Annotated in this window: 12 protein-coding genes and 1 pseudogene; 2 read left to right on the top strand and 11 right to left on the bottom strand. The window is 72.3% G+C overall.

Annotation, left to right across the window (positions count from 1 at the left end; translation table 11 throughout):
• The 4 genes and pseudogenes from G3N18_RS13315 to mtrA form a co-directional block, all read right to left on the bottom strand.
• A pseudogene (locus tag G3N18_RS13315) lies at positions 1 to 306 on the bottom strand (hypothetical protein); the annotation flags it as partial.
• Between the two features lie 94 nt (positions 307 to 400).
• Complete coding sequence (locus G3N18_RS13310) at positions 401 to 2,113, bottom strand: LpqB family beta-propeller domain-containing protein (RefSeq protein WP_196384765.1); 1,713 nt, start codon at positions 2,111 to 2,113, stop codon at positions 401 to 403.
• Entirely contained in the window at positions 2,110 to 3,867 is a 1,758-nt protein-coding gene (mtrB, locus tag G3N18_RS13305) for an MtrAB system histidine kinase MtrB (protein WP_196384764.1), read from the bottom strand. Before mtrB ends, G3N18_RS13310 begins: the two co-directional genes overlap by 4 nt.
• Positions 3,868 to 3,877: 10 nt before the next feature.
• Positions 3,878 to 4,558: an MtrAB system response regulator MtrA gene (mtrA, locus tag G3N18_RS13300; RefSeq protein ID WP_196384763.1), complete on the bottom strand. Its 681-nt coding sequence runs from the start codon at positions 4,556 to 4,558 to the stop codon at positions 3,878 to 3,880.
• Positions 4,559 to 4,785: 227 nt separating this feature from the next.
• Here mtrA and aqpZ point away from each other — a divergent pair, with 227 nt between their 5' ends.
• The gene (aqpZ, locus tag G3N18_RS13295; protein ID WP_196384762.1) at positions 4,786 to 5,607 is read left to right on the top strand and encodes an aquaporin Z; all 822 of its coding nucleotides are present in this window, start codon (positions 4,786 to 4,788) and stop codon (positions 5,605 to 5,607) included.
• 79 nt (positions 5,608 to 5,686) lie between these two features.
• On the opposite strand, the gene katG is transcribed toward aqpZ, so the two are convergent.
• The 5 genes from katG to G3N18_RS13270 all read right to left on the bottom strand — a co-directional run bounded on the left by katG (position 5,687) and on the right by G3N18_RS13270 (position 11,597).
• Positions 5,687 to 7,969 carry a catalase/peroxidase HPI gene (gene katG, locus G3N18_RS13290; RefSeq protein ID WP_196384761.1) on the bottom strand — a complete coding sequence of 761 codons (2,283 nt, stop codon included), beginning with the start codon at positions 7,967 to 7,969 and terminating at the stop codon, positions 5,687 to 5,689.
• Between the two features lie 48 nt (positions 7,970 to 8,017).
• Positions 8,018 to 8,464, bottom strand: coding sequence for a Fur family transcriptional regulator (locus tag G3N18_RS13285; RefSeq protein ID WP_314855917.1), 447 nt, complete (start codon positions 8,462 to 8,464; stop codon positions 8,018 to 8,020).
• A gap of 162 nt (positions 8,465 to 8,626) precedes the next feature.
• The gene (locus G3N18_RS16500) at positions 8,627 to 9,619 is read right to left on the bottom strand and encodes a DUF559 domain-containing protein (RefSeq protein WP_196384760.1); all 993 of its coding nucleotides are present in this window, start codon (positions 9,617 to 9,619) and stop codon (positions 8,627 to 8,629) included.
• Between the two features lie 215 nt (positions 9,620 to 9,834).
• A complete protein-coding gene (gene ahcY / locus G3N18_RS13275) occupies positions 9,835 to 11,295 on the bottom strand; it encodes an adenosylhomocysteinase (RefSeq protein ID WP_196384759.1) in 1,461 nt (486 codons plus the stop codon).
• 95 nt (positions 11,296 to 11,390) lie between these two features.
• Complete coding sequence (locus G3N18_RS13270; RefSeq protein ID WP_196384758.1) at positions 11,391 to 11,597, bottom strand: DUF3499 family protein; 207 nt, start codon at positions 11,595 to 11,597, stop codon at positions 11,391 to 11,393.
• A gap of 149 nt (positions 11,598 to 11,746) precedes the next feature.
• On the opposite strand from G3N18_RS13270, the gene G3N18_RS13265 reads away from it, so the two are divergent.
• Positions 11,747 to 12,178, top strand: coding sequence for a metallopeptidase family protein (locus G3N18_RS13265; protein WP_196384757.1), 432 nt, complete (start codon positions 11,747 to 11,749; stop codon positions 12,176 to 12,178).
• 88 nt (positions 12,179 to 12,266) lie between these two features.
• On the opposite strand, the gene G3N18_RS13260 is transcribed toward G3N18_RS13265, so the two are convergent.
• Together G3N18_RS13260 and G3N18_RS13255 are read right to left on the bottom strand one after the other, a co-directional pair.
• On the bottom strand, positions 12,267 to 13,691 hold the full coding sequence (locus G3N18_RS13260; protein ID WP_196384756.1) for a DUF5719 family protein: 1,425 nt from the start codon (positions 13,689 to 13,691) through the stop codon (positions 12,267 to 12,269).
• On the bottom strand, positions 13,688 to 15,944 hold a 2,257-nt coding region (locus G3N18_RS13255), incomplete at its 5' end, for a glycosyl transferase (RefSeq protein WP_196384755.1). The genes G3N18_RS13260 and G3N18_RS13255, both read right to left, overlap by 4 nt.

Raw genomic sequence — 15,944 nt, 5'->3', positions numbered from 1 at the left:
CGCGGCCAGGGCGCGCGCGAGCGGGGTGACGAGCGCGGTGCGCCCCTCTTCTTTGCACGCGCGCAGGGTGCGGGCGGGCACCCCGGCGAACGGCAGCCCCGCGTGGGCGACGAGCGACCCGCCGACCACCCGCGAGGTCACCGCGGGGCGCAGGCTCTCGCGGCACGCCGCGCACAGCGTCGCGTCGGGCAGATCGCACCCGGCGCACCACGTCGGGAAGACGAGCGCGAGCGCGCCCGACAGCGCCTCGCGGAGCGCCCCGCCGGCGGTGCCTGCTGTCAGAAAGGTCGGCAGGTCGCGTGTCATCACGCCAGCGTGCCCGGCGCGGGCGGCACGGTGCGCCCACGCAGAGCGATCTGTGCACGATCGGCGCAACACCCCGGGTGGGGAGGAGCCGGTGTCAGCGCGGCGACCCCTGCTGGATCGCGAGCACGACGATGCCGGCGGCGATGTTCTGCCAGTTGGTCGACCCCTGCTGGGCGTAGAGCTGACCGTTCGCATCGCGCAGCCGCAGGCCGCCCGACTGCACACCGCCCGCGACGGTCGTCGCGGCGTCGGGGGTGCGCTGGGTCGCGCCGAAGCCTCCGACCTCTTGCGTGTAGAGGTACTGGTCGCCCTGGTCGACGGTGACGGCCGCGAGGGTCGACCCGTCGATCCAGGTGAGCGCGGTGGCGGGGCCCGGCAGCACGCCGAGCACCCGGATCGCACCGAGCCCCGTCGGCGCGCCGTCTCGATCGCGCAAGATGCCCGCGACCCAGAGCACCGACCGCTCGCCGTCGCGCACCACCGCGGCCACGCGCGTGCCGTCGCGCGAGACCCGCTGCGCGGTGATCTGCGCGGCCGCCGGCCAGGCATCCTTCACGTCCGCCTTCGTGCCGTCCGTGCCGAACGCGAGGACGGCGCCGGGAGCATTCTCGGGCACCGACCAGACGTACCCGTGCGGGTCGATCGAGGGCGCGATGAGCGCGGGGCGCGTGTCGAGTCGCGTGACTGCGCCGTCGCTGCCGACCATCGAGACGGCGCCCGCGGTATCGCGCACCGCGGCTTCGGTGCGGTCGGCATTCACCTCGATGTCGAGGGCGGAGATCGGCAGCAGGGCGTCCGAAAGCCCCGGGATCTCCTCGATCGACGACCCCGAGGCGCCCGACGCGAACCCGAAGGCCTCGGCGGTGCGCACGAGCGGGCGCGAGTCGATGCGGGTCGACCGCACCGAGACGGCCGAGGCGGTGAGCGGCTGCTCGTCGACGAGCATGTCGACCTGGTCGGCGACGGGCGCGAGGCTCGTCTGGAGCTGCGTCTGCATGCGGTCGAGCACGTCGCGACCGAGCGAGCGCGCTCCCGGCTGCAGTGACACCGACGCCACGTTCGAGCGCACCGGCACCGCCACCTGCGCGAGGCGCGCGCCGTCGACGAACGCCGTCGACACCGAACCTTCCAGCCACGCGCTCGGACCGCCGTCGACGAGCGCTTCGGCGATGCTCGTCGCGGCGTACTGCGTGGGGAACCAGCGCTGGTCGGGAACGAGATACGTCCAGGTCGGGTCGAAGAACTGCAGCGAATAGCTTGCGTACACGGCCTCGAACCGGCTGCGGTCGAGCACGATGCCGTCGGGCGCCTGCGTGATGCGCCACTGGCCGCCTTGCTGCTGCGCGAGCGTGAACGACAGCGAGATGTCGCCCGAATCACCCGACACCGTCAGCTCGCCCGTCGCGTCGATCGTGGCGGCCGGTGTCACCGACAGGGTGTACTCCCCCTCGGCGACCTGTCGCAGCGTGCGCTCCCCCGGCCGGTACACGGTGACCCCGGTCCGCGGATTCCAGGTGCTCTTCACCTCGGGGGCGAGGAACTCCCGCGCGGTGCCCCAGTTGTCGCTCGGGCCGGAGCCTGCCGCGATGAACCCCTCGACGATCTGCTGCGGCGTGGCATCCTTGCTCGGCCCGTCGGGAAGGAAGACGACACTGCCGTTCGAGTCGGTGTCGGGGATCGGCTTGCCGGCGTTCACCGGGCCCGACGTCGGCAGACTGCCGCAGGCCGTGAGGGCGACAAGCACCACCGTCGCCGCGACAGTCGTGAGGATGCCACGGACCCCGCCCCGTCCGGATGCCCGGCTCATGACCGCCCCGCCTTCTCGCCGGTCGCGGGGGTGTCCCGAGCGGCAGAGGTCTCACGGCCGGCGCTGGGAAGGGAGATCGGCTGGGTGAGGCCCACGTCGTCGAGGGCGGCGCCGTCGTCGCCCGGGTCGACCGGGATCGGCGAGCCCAGCGATCCGGGGTCGGTGTGGCCCTGCCGCGGCAGCGTGAGCACGAAGTGGGTGCCGCGGCCGAGCTCCGACCACACGGCGAGGGTCCCGCCGTGCAGCCGCGCATCGCCGAGCGCGATCGACAAGCCGAGGCCCGTGCCGCCGATCGTGCGTTTGCGCGAAGGGTCGGCACGCCAGAACCGGTCGAACACGCGCTCCGAATCGGCGGCGCTCATGCCGAGGCCGTAGTCGCGCACACCGATCGCGACCGCCCGCTGATCGCTGTCGACCGTGACGACGATGGGGCGCCCCTCGCCGTGCTCGATCGCGTTACCGAGCAGGTTCCGCACGACGCGGCGCACGCGGCGCGGGTCCATCTCGACCGGCGAGTAGCCGCCCGGCGCGACCAGGCGCACGTCGGAGCCGTGCTGATCGGCGAGCTGCTGCATCGAGGCGACCTCTTCTTCGGCCAGGTGCGCGAGGCTCGTCGGCTCGTATTCGAGCTGGACCGACCCGGCGTCGTAACGGCTGATCTCGAGCAGATCGGTCAGCAGCGCCTCGAAGCGCTGCACCTGTGCGTGCAGCAGCTCGGCGGCGCGTGCGGTCGACGGGTCGAACTCGTCGCGGCGATCATTGAGCATGTCGCTCGCGAGCCGGATCGTCGTGAGCGGGGTGCGCAGCTCGTGCGAGACGTCCGACACGAACCTCTGCTGCACGAGCGACAGCTCGGCGAGCTCTTTGATCTGCGCCTCGATCGAGTCGGCCATCGCGTTGAACGAGCGGCCCAGCACCGCGAACTCGTCGTCACCGCGCACCGGCAGCCGCACGCCCAGGTCGCCGCCGGCGAGGATCGCGCTCGTCTCGGCGGCCTGCGCGATCGGCACCGTCACGGTGCGGAGCACGACCCACGAGATCGCGCCGATGAGGAGCACCAGCCCCACCCCGACGAGCCAGAGCGTCACCTGCACGAACCGCAGCGTCTGCGCCTCGGATTCGAGGTCGTAGGCGAAATAGAACTCGTACGCCCCCACCTCGGGCAAGATCAGCTGCTGGCCGATCACGACACCCGGCACGTCGGCGCGGTCGCTGTGGCCGTCGCCATCACCGGAGGGCAACCCGATCGACTGCCACCACCGCTTGTCGGCGCTCTGCTGCACCGTCTCGCGCAGCCCGTCGCTGATCATGCTCGCGGTCAGTCCTCCGCGACCGAAATCCTGCGGGGCGATCACCGAGGGCTCATTCGAGATGCGAAACCCCGCGATCATGTCGGTGCCGGCCTGCCGGGTCATCGACTGGATCGCGGCATCCATCAACGACTGCAGAGACGCAGAATCACCGTCGACCTGCGCGGATTCGAGCGTGCGCTGGGTCGCCGCGGTCGCCCGGGCGACCGATTCCTGCACCTGCTCGACGCGCGATTCGAACAGGTCGTTCTGGATCGCGAGGGCCATCGTGACGAACGCCCCGAGAATCGCGAAGGCGGTGAGGCCGAGCGTGACGGCGAGGGTGCGAAAGCGCAGCGACCGGCGCCAGGAGTGCGCGAACCTCTCCGGCCACGTGCGCCAGGTGCCCCATTCGCGCCAGCCCCGCAGGCCCGGCGTGTGCACGGTGGCCGTGGTCGGCGACATGGGGGCTCGGTCAGACCACCGCGCCGGCGCGGTAGCCGACGCCCCGGACGGTCGAGACGATCTTCGGGTTGTCGGGGTCGATCTCGACCTTCGCGCGCAGGCGCTGCACGTGCACGTTCACGAGCCGCGTGTCGGCCTTGTAGTGGTAGCCCCACACCTGCTCGAGGAGCATCTCGCGAGAGAACACCTGCTGAGGCTTGGATGCCAGGGCCACGAGCAGTTCGAACTCGAGCGGCGTCAGGGCGATCGCCTCGTTGCCGCGGCGCACTTCGTGCGCGGCGACGTCGACGACGACGTCGCCGACCCGGAGCGTCTCGCTCTCGGTCACGGCTCCGGGGCGGAGCCGCGTGCGGATGCGCGCGACGAGCTCTTTCGGGTTGAAGGGCTTGACGATGTAGTCGTCGGCGCCCGACTCGAGCCCGCGCACGACGTCGGCGGTGTCGGTGCGGGCGGTGAGCATGATGATCGGCACACCCGATTCGGCGCGGATGCGGGTGCAGACCTCGATGCCGTCCATGCCGGGGAGCATCAGGTCGAGCAGCACGAGGTCGGGGCGCTGCGCTCGCCACTCGTCGACGGCGGCGGCGCCGTCGGCGCAGAACACGGGGTCGAAGCCCTCGGTCCTCAGCACGATGCCGATCATCTCCGCGAGCGCGGTGTCATCATCGACGACCAGGATGCGAGAAGTCATGGGGGCGGATACGTCCTTCGAGTCGGCGGGATGCCGCGGTGCGCAACGGGGATGCGCAGGAATACACAGTATCGAACCCTCCTGGAGGTCGGCAGAACGCGCGCCGGGAGGGTCGGTGTCGACACATTCCGTCAGAGTTGCGGCACGTCCGGCGCTCGGAAGGGCACAATCGCACACAGAACCACCTCCATCGACATGCAGCGCCATCCCTCCGAGAGGACACCGCCATGAGCATCGACGACCCCCGCCCCGACCTGCCGATCGACCCCACCGACCTCGCCCACACCCCCGCCCCCGAGACCGAGATCGCCGCCCCCGCCACCTCGGCGCGTCTGGTGGCCGAGGCATCCGGTACGTTCCTGCTCGTCTTCGGCGGCATCGGCGCGGCACTGTTCGCGGCGAACAACGGCCTCGCCGCCAACGGCTTCCCCGTCGGCATCGGCTACGTCGGCGTCGCCCTCGCCTTCGGCCTCACGGTCGTCGCGGGAGCCTACGCGTGGGGCCCGATCTCGGGCGGCCACTTCAACCCCGCGATCACCCTCGGCCTCGCCGCCGCGGGTCGCTTTCCGTGGCGCGACACCCTCGGCTACATCGTCGCGCAGGTGGTGGGCGGCGCCGTCGCGACGAGCGTCATCGTGCTGATCGGGCTATTCGCTCCCGACGGCTGGCTCGCCAAGGCGCAAGACGGCGGCTTCGCGAGCAACGGCTACGGCGCGCACTCCCCCGGCGGATTCGGCCTGGGCGCCGCGATCACCGTCGAGGTCGTGCTGACCGCGATCTTCGTGCTGGTGATCCTCGGGGTCACGCACATCACCCGCGGCACCCCCGCCCTCGCCGGCCTCGCGATCGGCCTGACCCTCACCCTCATCCACCTTGTGTCGATCCCGATCGACAACACCTCGGTGAACCCCGCGCGCTCGCTCGCGACCGCGATCTACGGCGGCACGGATGCCTTGGCTCAGCTCTGGGTGTTCCTCGTGTTCCCGATCGTGGGCGGCCTCATCGCGGGCTTCGCGCACCGGGCGCTGTTCGAGCGCACCGCGCTCTGACCCCGCGCCGCGGCGCCACGATACAGACAAAGAGGGCCCGCCCCCGGTGAACCGGGAGCGGGCCCTCGTCGTCTGCGACTCAGCGGTGCAGGTCGAACCGGTCGAGCTCGGTGACCTTGCCCCACGCGCTCGCGAAGTCGCGCACGAACTTCTCGGTCGCGTCGTCGGACGCATACACCTCGGCGAGCGCGCGCAGCTCGGAGTTCGAGCCGAACAGCAGGTCGACGCGGGTACCGACGCCGACCTTCTCGCCCGAGCCGTCCTTCGCGCCAGAGAACGCGTGCGAGCCCGGGTCGAGCGGCTTCCACGTGGTGCCGAGGTCGAGCAGGTTCACGAAGTAGTCGTTCGTGAGCACGCCCGGCCGGTCGGTGAACACGCCGTACGGCGAGCCGTCCCAGTTCGCACCGAGCACGCGCAGACCGCCCACGAGCACCGTCATCTCGGGCGCCGTCAGGGTCAGCAGGTTCGCCTTGTCGATCAGGTGGTACTCGGCGGGCATCTCGGCCAGCGGGCCCTGGTAGTTGCGGAACCCGTCGGCGGCGGGCTCGAGGTAGCCGAACGACTCGGCGTCGGTCTGCTCCTGCGAGGCATCCGTGCGCCCCGCGTGGAACGGCACCTCGACCTCCACGCCCGCGTCGGCGGCGGCCTTCTCGACGGCGGCGTTTCCCGCGATGACGATGAGGTCGGCGAGCGAGACCGGCGTGCCCGCGGCATCCAGGTCACTCTTGATGCCGCCGAGGACGCCCAGCACCTTGTGCAGCTGGGCCGGGTTGTTGACCTCCCAGTCCTTCTGCGGGGCGAGACGGATGCGGGCGCCGTTGACGCCGCCGCGCTTGTCGCTGCCGCGGAAGGTGGATGCCGCGGCCCACGTCACGCCGACGAGCTCAGCCACGGTGAGACCCGACTCGAGCACGCGTCGCTTGGCCTCGGCGACGCCGGCGGCGTCGATCAGCTCGCCCTCGGGCGCGGGCACCGGGTCCTGCCAGATCAGCTCTTCGGCGGGAACTTCCTTGCCGAGGTAGCGCGCGATCGGGCCCATGTCGCGGTGGGTCAGCTTGAACCATGCGCGGGCGAACGCGTCGGCGAAGGCCTCGGGGTCGTCCTTGAACTTCCGCGAGATCTTGTCGTACGCCGGGTCGACGCGCAGTGCCAGGTCGCTCGTGAGCATGCGGGGCTCACGGCGGCCGTTCGAGTGCGCAAGGGGCACCATGTCGGCGCCGCCGCCGTTGATGGGCCGCCACTGGTGGGCCCCCGCGGGGCTCTTGAACAGCTCCCACTCGTAGGCGTACAGGATGTGGAAGAACTCGTTGTCCCACCGGGTCGGGTGGTAGGTCCAGGTGACCTCGAGGCCCGAGGTGATCTGGTCGTCGCCCTTGCCGGTGCCGTTGTTGTTCTTCCAGCCGAGGCCCTGCATCTCGAGGCCCGCGGCCTCGGGGTTGTCTTCGAGGTTCGAGTCGGGTGCGGCGCCGTGCGTCTTGCCGAAGGTGTGGCCACCGGCGATGAGGGCGACGGTCTCTTCATCGTTCATCGCCATGCGCGAGAACGTCTCGCGGATGTCGCGCGCCGACGCGAGCGGGTCGGGGTGACCGGCCGGGCCTTCGGGGTTGACGTAGATGAGACCCATCTGCACGGCCGCGAGCGGGCCGTCGATCTTCCGATCGCCCTGGTCGCGGGTGTAGCGCTCGTCGCCGAGCCAGGTGGTCTCGGGGCCCCAGTACACGTCGTCGTCGGGCTCCCAGACATCCGCCCGTCCGCCGGCGTAGCCGAACGTCTCGAAGCCCATCTCTTCGAGCGCGACGTTGCCGGCGAGGATCATGAGGTCGGCCCACGAGATCGACTGGCCGTACTTCTTCTTGATCGGCCAGAGGAGGCGGCGCGCCTTGTCGAGACCGACGTTGTCGGGCCAGCTGTTGAGCGGGGCGAACCGCTGCTGCCCCGCGCCGCCGCCCCCGCGACCGTCGGTCACGCGGTAGGTGCCCGCCGAGTGCCACGCCATGCGGATCATGAGCGGCCCGTAGTTGCCGAAGTCGGCCGGCCACCAGTCCTGGCTCGTGGTGAGCGTCTCGGCGATGTCGCGCTTGACGGCGTCGAGGTCGAGCGCCTCGAAGGCGGCCGCGTAGTCGAAGCCGGGGTCGAGCGGGTTTCGCACCTCGGGGTTCTTCGCGAGGATCTTGAGGTTCAGCTGGTTCGGCCACCAGACCCGGTTCGCCGAGCCCGACGTGGGGTGCGGCTGCGCGTGGATGACGGGGCAGGTCGCCGCCTCTTCGGCGAGGGCCTCGTCGGTGTCGGTGACGGTGACGGACTGGTCGGTCTCGGTCGCGTCTTCGCCGATGCCGGCGGCGGACGGGTCGTTCTCGGTCATGGTTTTCCTTCCTGGGGGCGGTAAGGGGTCGAAACGGTCGGTGGGTCGTCAAGCCGCGACCGAGGCGCACGCGGGGCAGAGCCCCCAGTACGTGACCTCGGCCGACGTCAGCGTGAAGCCGTGCGCGTCGGAGGGGTGCAGGCACGGCGCGTGCCCGACGGCGCAGTCGACGTCTTGCACGGCGCCGCACGACGTGCAGACGAGATGGTGGTGGTTGTCGCCGATGCGCAGTTCGAACAACATCGCGTGGCCGGCGGGCTCGATGCGGCGCACCAGGCCCGCGTCGGTGAAATCGCCGAGGGCGTTGTAGACCGATTGCAGGCTGGCGCGAGGCATCCGTTCGCTCACCGCCGCGTGCACCGCGTCGGCGCTCGCGTGCGGCAGCGCGCCGAGGGCCTCGTAGACGGCGACGCGCGGCTCGGTGACCCGCAGCCCCGCGGCGCGCAGGGCATCGGATGCCCCTGCGTGAGGCGCCAGCTCGTGGGTGTGGGTCACGTGCCGACCCTACTCCTTTATTTTGATCTTCTCAAAAAAGGGGTGCAGCGGGGCGCGTGCAGTTCGGGGTCGCATATGGTCGCCATCCAGCGCCCGAGGCGACCATGCGCGACCCCGATCCCTCGCGGCGGGAGGCGAGCGCGCGGCGAGCGGGTGGCGAGATCAGGCGAGAGGATGCCTCGCCAGCGCCGCTCCCACCAGCGCGGCGGCCGCTCCGCCCCCGCGCACGAGGTGGTGTGCCGCGATACGGACGACCTCCCACCCCTCGGCGGCGAGCGCCGCGTATTTCTCGAGGTCGCGGCGCCACTGGCGATCGTCCGTGAAGTGGTGGTGCCCCTCGACCTCGACGATGACCCGGCGCTCCGGGTACACAGCGTCGCAGATCCCGATGAGACTCCCGCGCTCTGTGCGGATCTCGACGTCGAGCTCGGGTTCGGGAAGGCCCGCTCCGGTGAGCGCGAGGCGCATGTCGGTCTCAAGAGGAGACATGCTGCCCTCACGAACGAGGGCGAGCGCGTCGAGTAGGAGCTCCCGATTCCTGCGCCACGGCACGTTCGCCATCGCGCACAGCTCGTCGAGAGTCGCCAGACGCCGCTGCGGCAAGGGGGCGCCGCGATCGCCTCTGGGAATCCGCACGATCGCGTCACCGATCACGACGAGGTCGCGCAGGCTCGAAGAGGCAGCCGCAAGCGCCCACGTGCTCGAGGCATCACCGACAGCGAGCCCGCCTATCGTGCCGAGCCGCACCATGCGCGGCGCGACCTTGGCGCCGCGGACTCCCCGCCCCCGCGGGGCGTGCTGCGGGGATAGCACCGCGACGTCGAGGGGAGCCTCGTCGGCGCCTCTGCGCAACGGCAACCCGTGCAGTGCCAGCGCGGTCTGCCCAACGAAAAACGCACCTGCGGGAGCGATCTGCGCGTACGCGTGGGCGCGCCGGACGATCACCGCCTGCATACGGCGGTCGATCGAGAGCGGTCCGTCCTCCCCCTCGCGGCTCAGCCCCTCGTGCTGCGGCGCACGCAGCCGCACCCCAGCGAACGGCGCCTCGAGATCGCCCGCCCGCAGGCGCCTCGCAGTAACGCCATGGGCGCGCGCGGCGCGCGTCGAGAAGCTGTCGCCGAGCTCGGCGGGGAGTGCGCGAGGAGGGTGAGACACGCTCGCCACTGTGGCCCGCGCGTACGCGCCGTGGGCGCCGCCAGGAGGTTTCCGTGGACAGTTAGACCTCGGGCGCCTGTGGGGAGGAGGCGGTGGTGACGTGTTCGGGGTCGCTGATGGTCGCTACGGACGCGCCGAAGCGACCATCCGCGACCCCGAACCTGGAACCTCGAAAGCCCCGGCCCCGACGCAGAGACGGGCCCCGGGACGAGCGCTCAGTACCGGTAGTGGTCGAGCTTGTACGGGCCGTCGACGGGCACGCCGATGTAGGCGGCCTGCTCGTCGGTGAGGGTCGTCAGGCGCACGCCGAGGGCGTCGAGGTGCAGGCGCGCGACCTTCTCGTCGAGGATCTTCGGCAGCACGTAGACCCCGATCGGATAGTCGGCGGGCTTCGTGTAGAGGTCGATCTGGGCGAGCACCTGGTTCGTGAACGAGGCGCTCATGACGAACGACGGATGCCCCGTCGCGTTTCCGAGGTTCAGCAGCCGTCCCTCCGAGAGCACGAGGATGCTGGTGCCCCCAGGCATCCGGTATTCGTGCACCTGCGGCTTGATCTCGACCTTCTCGACGCCCGGGATCACCTCGAGACCCGCGATGTCGATCTCGTCGTCGAAGTGGCCGACGTTGCCGACGATCGCGAGGTGCTTGAGCGCCCGCAGGTGCTCGGTCGTGACGACCCGGGTGTTGCCCGTGCCGGTGATGACGATGTCGACCTCGCCCGCGACGTCGTCGAGGCGCGCGACCTGGTAGCCGTCCATCGACGCCTGCAGGGCGCAGATCGGGTCGATCTCGCCGATGATGACGCGCGCGCCCTGGCCGCGCAGCGCCTCGGCCGCACCCTTGCCGACGTCGCCGTAGCCGACGACGTAGGCGACCTTGCCGCCGATCAGCACGTCGGTCGCGCGGTTGATGCCGTCGGGCAGCGAGTGGCGGATGCCGTACTTGTTGTCGAACTTCGACTTCGTGACCGAGTCGTTCACGTTGATCGCGGGGAAGAGGAGCTTTCCGGCGGCTTCGAGCTCGTACAGGCGGTGCACACCGGTCGTCGTCTCCTCCGTCACGCCGAGAATGCCCGCCGCCATGCGGGTGAAGCGCTGCGGGTCGCGCGCGAGGCTCGCGCGCAGGGTCTCGAGCACGATCCGGTACTCCGTGCTGTCGCCGTCGGCCGCCCCGGGCACGGCGCCCGCCGCCTCGAACTCGACGCCCTTGTGCACGAGGAGGGTCGCGTCGCCGCCATCGTCGAGGATCAGATTCGGACCGTCGAAGCCCTCACGAGACCAGTCGAAGATGCGGTCGGCGAGCTGCCAGTACTCCTCGAGGGTCTCGCCCTTGAAAGCGAAGACCGGGATGCCTCGGGGCTCGTCCACCGTTCCGGTCGGCCCGACCGCGACGGCCGCGGCCGCCTCGTCCTGCGTGGAGAAGATGTTGCACGACGCCCACCGCACCTGCGCGCCGAGCGCGACGAGGGTCTCGATGAGCACGGCAGTCTGCACCGTCATGTGCAGCGACCCGGCGATGCGGGCCCCCGCAAGCGGCTGGCTCGGGCCGAACTCCTCGCGCAGCGCCATGAGTCCCGGCATCTCGTTCTCGGCGAGGCGCAGCTGGTGGCGGCCCGCCGCGGCGAGGCTCAGATCGGCGACGACGAAATCGGGGGTGACGGCGGTGGCGTTCGGCATCCGGCCATTCTTCCACGCCGTCTGCGGCCGCTCCGGTGTGTGTCAGCCGGGTCGCGGCAGGTGCGCGAGACGGGCGTGCGGGGCCGCCGTGGCGGTCAGACGCGCAGGGTCTCGTGCCGTACGACGAGCCAGCCCTTGGGCACCGACAGGCGGTCGGTGTGGATGGCGCAGAGGTCGTGCGCGTGCGGGTCGCCCGAGGCGCCCAGGGGCCCGATGGCCGCCATCTGGTCGCCGTAGTCGTAGGTGAGGGTGGTCACCGCTTCGCGGGCACACCCGACTTTCGAGCAGAGTCTCGTACGCATCGGCTCCACGCTAGTCGCGCGCGGGTGCCGCGACGAGGAGGCCGCGCCGTCGCGCGTTCCGAAAGCAGGCTCAACCGGCCTCGGCGGGCCCGTGCACACCGCTCGCGTCGACTTCGCCCTGCTTTCGGAACGCGATCTAAGCTGGACCCATGATCAGGCGGCGTGCGGCGAGGACTCCCCGCCGACCCTCCCGGCACGGCCGGCACGGGCGCGAAGGCCGCAGCCCCGTCGTGCGCCCGCCGCTGCTCCCCCTCGAGACCCGCGAGGAGCGGTTCGATTTCTCGGTGGGAACGGCGGCCGAGTTCCTGCGGAGCGCCTGGCCGGAACTCCGCGACGTGCGCTTCGAGGTCGCGCTCATGCCGCCGGCGACCGACGATGAGGGCATTCCCCGCTGGAGCGTGCACACCGACCACCAGCTGATCGTGCTGTACCGGCTGCCGATCGAGCGGCTCAGCAACCTTCACCGCGAAGACGATCTGCACCGGCGCATGATGATCGAGGGCGCCGTCTTCCGCGCGGCGGCCGAGTACCTCGACCGTGATCCGTGGGATCTCGGCCCCGAACGCTTCCGCTACTTCTGAGCCGCCTCGGCCCCTTCTCCCCCGCCGGGCAGCCCCGCGCGCGCAGACGATGGATGCCTCGGCGAGCGCTGCCGCGCCGGCACCGGCCTCAGCGCGGATAGACCGTGATCGCCGCCTCGGCGGCGTCGCCCGACTGCACGGGGTAACCGGCGAGTGCACCCGTTCCCGTGTAGCTCACGGCGGCACGGATGGGGAGGTCCGCGGTGACGCGGTACGTCGCGCCGGCCCGGGCCGCCACGCTCACCGACCCACCCGCGGCGATGCGCAGCTGCTGGGTGCCGCCGCCGCCCTCAGCCTCCAGGGTGACGACCTGATCGGTCTCGCTCGTGACGGTGACGACGGGTGTCGGCCCGGCCGCCACGGCGACGAGGGTCGAGGCGGCGAGTGCCGGCGCCGGCGTGAACCAGGCGAAATCGCTGCCGGCCGTCGAGCCGGTGGTCGACCAGACCGCGCCGGTGACGGGCGTCGTCGACGAGATGGTGACCGTGTAGGTGCCGATCGCGAGGCTGCCCAGGTCGAGCCGCAGCGGCACTCCCGCCGACACCGGGATCGTCTGCGTCATCACGGCGCCGCCGGAGTCGTCGGCGCCCCCTGCACCGTCGGCCGCGCCTCCGCGCACGGTCACGGTCGCCGTGCCCTCGGAGGTCGGGGCCACGAGTCTCAGGTAGGTCGACACGTCGCTCGCGCCCCGCTCTCCGGGCGCGGCGGACACCGCCACGCCGGGGATCACGAGGGTCGTGTCGGGTGCGCCGACGGCGGCGGACTGGTCGATGCCGATAGGGGCGAGCACCCGGGTGAGGCTCGACTGCAGCGACGCCTGCACGGGGGCCTGCGCGGCGGTGACGCGCACGATGGGGTTCTCCTCGCCGAGCGCGAGGGCCGAGAGCGGCACCACCCGCTGGGTGCCGGCGGCGACGACGATGCCCTTGCCGACGGCCGGCTGCACGAGGCCCGACGCCCCGTAGACGCTGAGGGTCACGAGCGAGGCGACGTCACCGGGGTTCGCGAGCACGACGAGATCGGCCGACCCGGTGGTGCCGGTTCCGGTGACGAGCCACGACTCCATCTCGGCGCGCGTGCACGCCGAGGCGGCGAACCCGGTCGCGTCGTCGGCGCGCACGGTCGACGAGCCGGCGGCCGCAAGGTCTGCCCGCTCCCCGCCCGCGTCGGGCTGCACCGTCAGCGATTCGGGGCCGGCGCCGCCCTGCACATCGGGCGCGGCGAGGGTCGTGGCGGGGAGGTCGTCGAGGCCGGGAGATGACGCCGTGACCGCTTGCGGCGCGGCATCCGTGAGCAGCGACGCCTGCGTGGCGTCGCGTCCGCTGGCGAGAAGCGGCCCCGCGCACGTCGCGATAGAGGCGGCCGCGGGGGGCTGGGCAGACACCGAGACGGGGCTGCGCGTGTAGCCCGGCAGGTCGAGCCAGATGAGTCCGGCGGCGCCGACGACGGATGCCGCGGCCACGACCGCGCCGAGCACGAACCCCGCGGTGCGCGCGGGCGAGAACGGGCTCATGCGGCACCTCCGTCGGGATCGCGCTCTGCCTCGGCGGCGCCGTCGTCGTCGGTGAGCTCGCTCTCGGTGGCGATCGCAGCCGACCCCGTCGTCGATCCCGCGACCACGGCCTCAGCCTCGGCCCCGGCGACCGGGACCCCGGCGGCGACGAGACGCACCCGACCCGCGCGGCGCGGCAGCCCGACGATGCGGGGGCGGCGGCGCGCTTCGGCGAGCGAGTGCCGGGTGGGGAGGGCCAGCAGCAGCGCGACGAGCACGATGCCCGCCTGCAGCAGCCCGACGCGCCACGCCTCGCCGACGTCGCCGGAGCCGCGCGGGGCGACCTCCGATGTGATGCGCCACAGCTTGCCCTTGGCGGTGTCGCCGACGATCTCGAGGTCGTCTCGCTGGTCGAGCGCGGTCTCAGCCTGACGGCTCATGGCCGACGCGGCATCCGCTCCTGCGGGCAAGTCGCCCCAGGCGCCACTGAGCAGCACGTACGCGACGCCGTGCGCGGCGAGGTCGTCGACGACGGATCCCTCGGGGTCGGCGATCAGCTGGGCGGCGTAGCGCGCGGTGTCTTCGTCGCCGGGGTCGGGCGCGAGGCGCGCCGAGCGGAGCGTCGACTGTCCGCCGAGCGAAGCGGTCTCGCCCCAGACGACATCGGTCACGACGGCGCCGTCGGCGGTCGGCGTGAGCACGAACGTCGCGGTCGACAGGCCCTCGCGGCCCTCGGCCTCGACGTAGGCGGGCAGGGTGCTCGAGGTCGATTCGGTGATCGCCGCGGTGCCGCGCAGCGGCGCCGTGAGGGCGGGGGCGGCGCTCACGGCGAGGGTCACGATCACAAGGGTGCCGAACACGGCGCGCAGCGGCGGGCGGGCAGGCAGCGCATCGAGGGCGAGCACGGCGGCGCACACGACCGCGAGCCAGTAGAGGCTGAGTGCGGCGCCCGGCCACAGCGTGATGGCGTGCTGCGCATCGGATGCCACGGAGATGCCGATCGCGGCGAGCGCGGTGCCGAGCCCTGCGAGCGCCGTGATCGCCAGCGCCACGGCGGGCAGGGTGCGGCCGATGATCGGCGCGGCGAGCGCGAGCACGAACAGGGGCGCGACGATCAGCGGGGTCCACGCCGAGATGTCCGCGCCGCTGAGAGCGCCCCACCCGTCACCGCCGGGAAAGCCGAGGCCGAGCAGCAGGCGCCGTCCGAGGTCGGTGCCGCCGGAGTCGCCGAGCGGCACGCCCGGGTCGGCGAGGAGGCTCCACACGTCGCCCGAGCGCACCCGATGCCAGACGAGCGGAGCGAACACGACGGCCGTCGGCACGGCGAGCCACACGACGCGGGCGATGCCGGGCCCGTGCGCGATCGCGGCGGTGAGCACGAGCGCGACGATCCAGACGAGCGCGAGGGCGGGGGCGAGGCTCGGCGCGCAGGCGATCACGCCGACGGCCACGATGGATGCCACGCCGGCGGCGCTCCACGAGCGGTGCGCGACCACCCCGGTCCAGAGCAGCCACGGCAGCAGCAGGTGGGCGATCACGACCGTGGGCCGGCCCGAGATCAGCGCGTCGAGCAGGCTCGGCGCGAGCGCCCACGCCACGCCGGCGACGGCGCGCAGTACGCCGCGGTCGGTGAACCGGGTGGCGGCGAACCAGCCGCCGAGCGCGGCGAGGGGAAGAGCGAGCACCCACAGCACGACGACGGCGCGCGACGGCGCGGCGGGCCAGAGCGAGCCGAGGAGGGCCACGACGGCGCTGAACGGATCGGCGGGACCGGTCGTCCGCCAGCCGACGGGGCGGAGGCCCCACGAGGCATCCGACCACAGCCCGCCGAGGGTCGCGCGCATCGGCGCGAGGGCTCCGCCGCCGAGCACCGGCCAGGCGAGCAGCGAGAGGAAGGCGATGACCGAGACGACGAGGGCCGCGAGCACGACCCACGCGCCGCCGCCGCTGAAGAAGTGCAGTTCGCCGCGTCCCGTACCTGCGGGCACGTCGTCGTCGAGGCGGTGTCGCAGCTCGGTTCCGGTCACCCTCAGCGGAGCGAGCTGGGCCCACGAGGCGGCGCGTTCGTCGCGGATGCTGCGGCGGGATCGCGCGACCGCGCCGGGGCGCACGGCGACGGTCGCGGCGGCACCCCACTCCGACAGGATGCGTGCGGGGCGCTTGCCGAGGAGCGCGCCGAGCGAGCGCACGACGGCGAGCGGCAGCAGGCTCAGCCAGTGCAGCGGCACGGCGGCGGCGGGCGCGTAGGCGAGGCGGCGGTGCAGCTGAGCGGTG

The sequence above is a fragment of the Microbacterium paulum genome (assembly GCF_015707995.1).
Lineage (GTDB): Bacteria > Actinomycetota > Actinomycetes > Actinomycetales > Microbacteriaceae > Microbacterium > Microbacterium paulum.
The sequence above is the reverse complement of the archived record's forward strand: the minus strand, read 5'-3'. Positions and strand labels throughout refer to the sequence as shown.

What these genes read in the sequence shown, in the direction of transcription:
- mtrA (WP_196384763.1), bottom strand. Translation starts at nt 4,558, where the DNA reads ATGACTTCTCGCATCCTGGTCGTCGATGATGACACCGCGCTCGCGGAG.
- ahcY (WP_196384759.1), bottom strand. Translation starts at nt 11,295, where the DNA reads ATGCCGAACGCCACCGCCGTCACCCCCGATTTCGTCGTCGCCGATCTG.
- katG (WP_196384761.1), bottom strand. Translation starts at nt 7,969, where the DNA reads ATGACCGAGAACGACCCGTCCGCCGCCGGCATCGGCGAAGACGCGACC.
- aqpZ (WP_196384762.1), top strand. Translation starts at nt 4,786, where the DNA reads ATGAGCATCGACGACCCCCGCCCCGACCTGCCGATCGACCCCACCGAC.
- G3N18_RS13310 (WP_196384765.1), bottom strand. Translation starts at nt 2,113, where the DNA reads ATGAGCCGGGCATCCGGACGGGGCGGGGTCCGTGGCATCCTCACGACT.
- G3N18_RS13260 (WP_196384756.1), bottom strand. Translation starts at nt 13,691, where the DNA reads ATGAGCCCGTTCTCGCCCGCGCGCACCGCGGGGTTCGTGCTCGGCGCG.
- G3N18_RS13270 (WP_196384758.1), bottom strand. Translation starts at nt 11,597, where the DNA reads ATGCGTACGAGACTCTGCTCGAAAGTCGGGTGTGCCCGCGAAGCGGTG.
- G3N18_RS13265 (WP_196384757.1), top strand. Translation starts at nt 11,747, where the DNA reads ATGATCAGGCGGCGTGCGGCGAGGACTCCCCGCCGACCCTCCCGGCAC.
- mtrB (WP_196384764.1), bottom strand. Translation starts at nt 3,867, where the DNA reads ATGTCGCCGACCACGGCCACCGTGCACACGCCGGGCCTGCGGGGCTGG.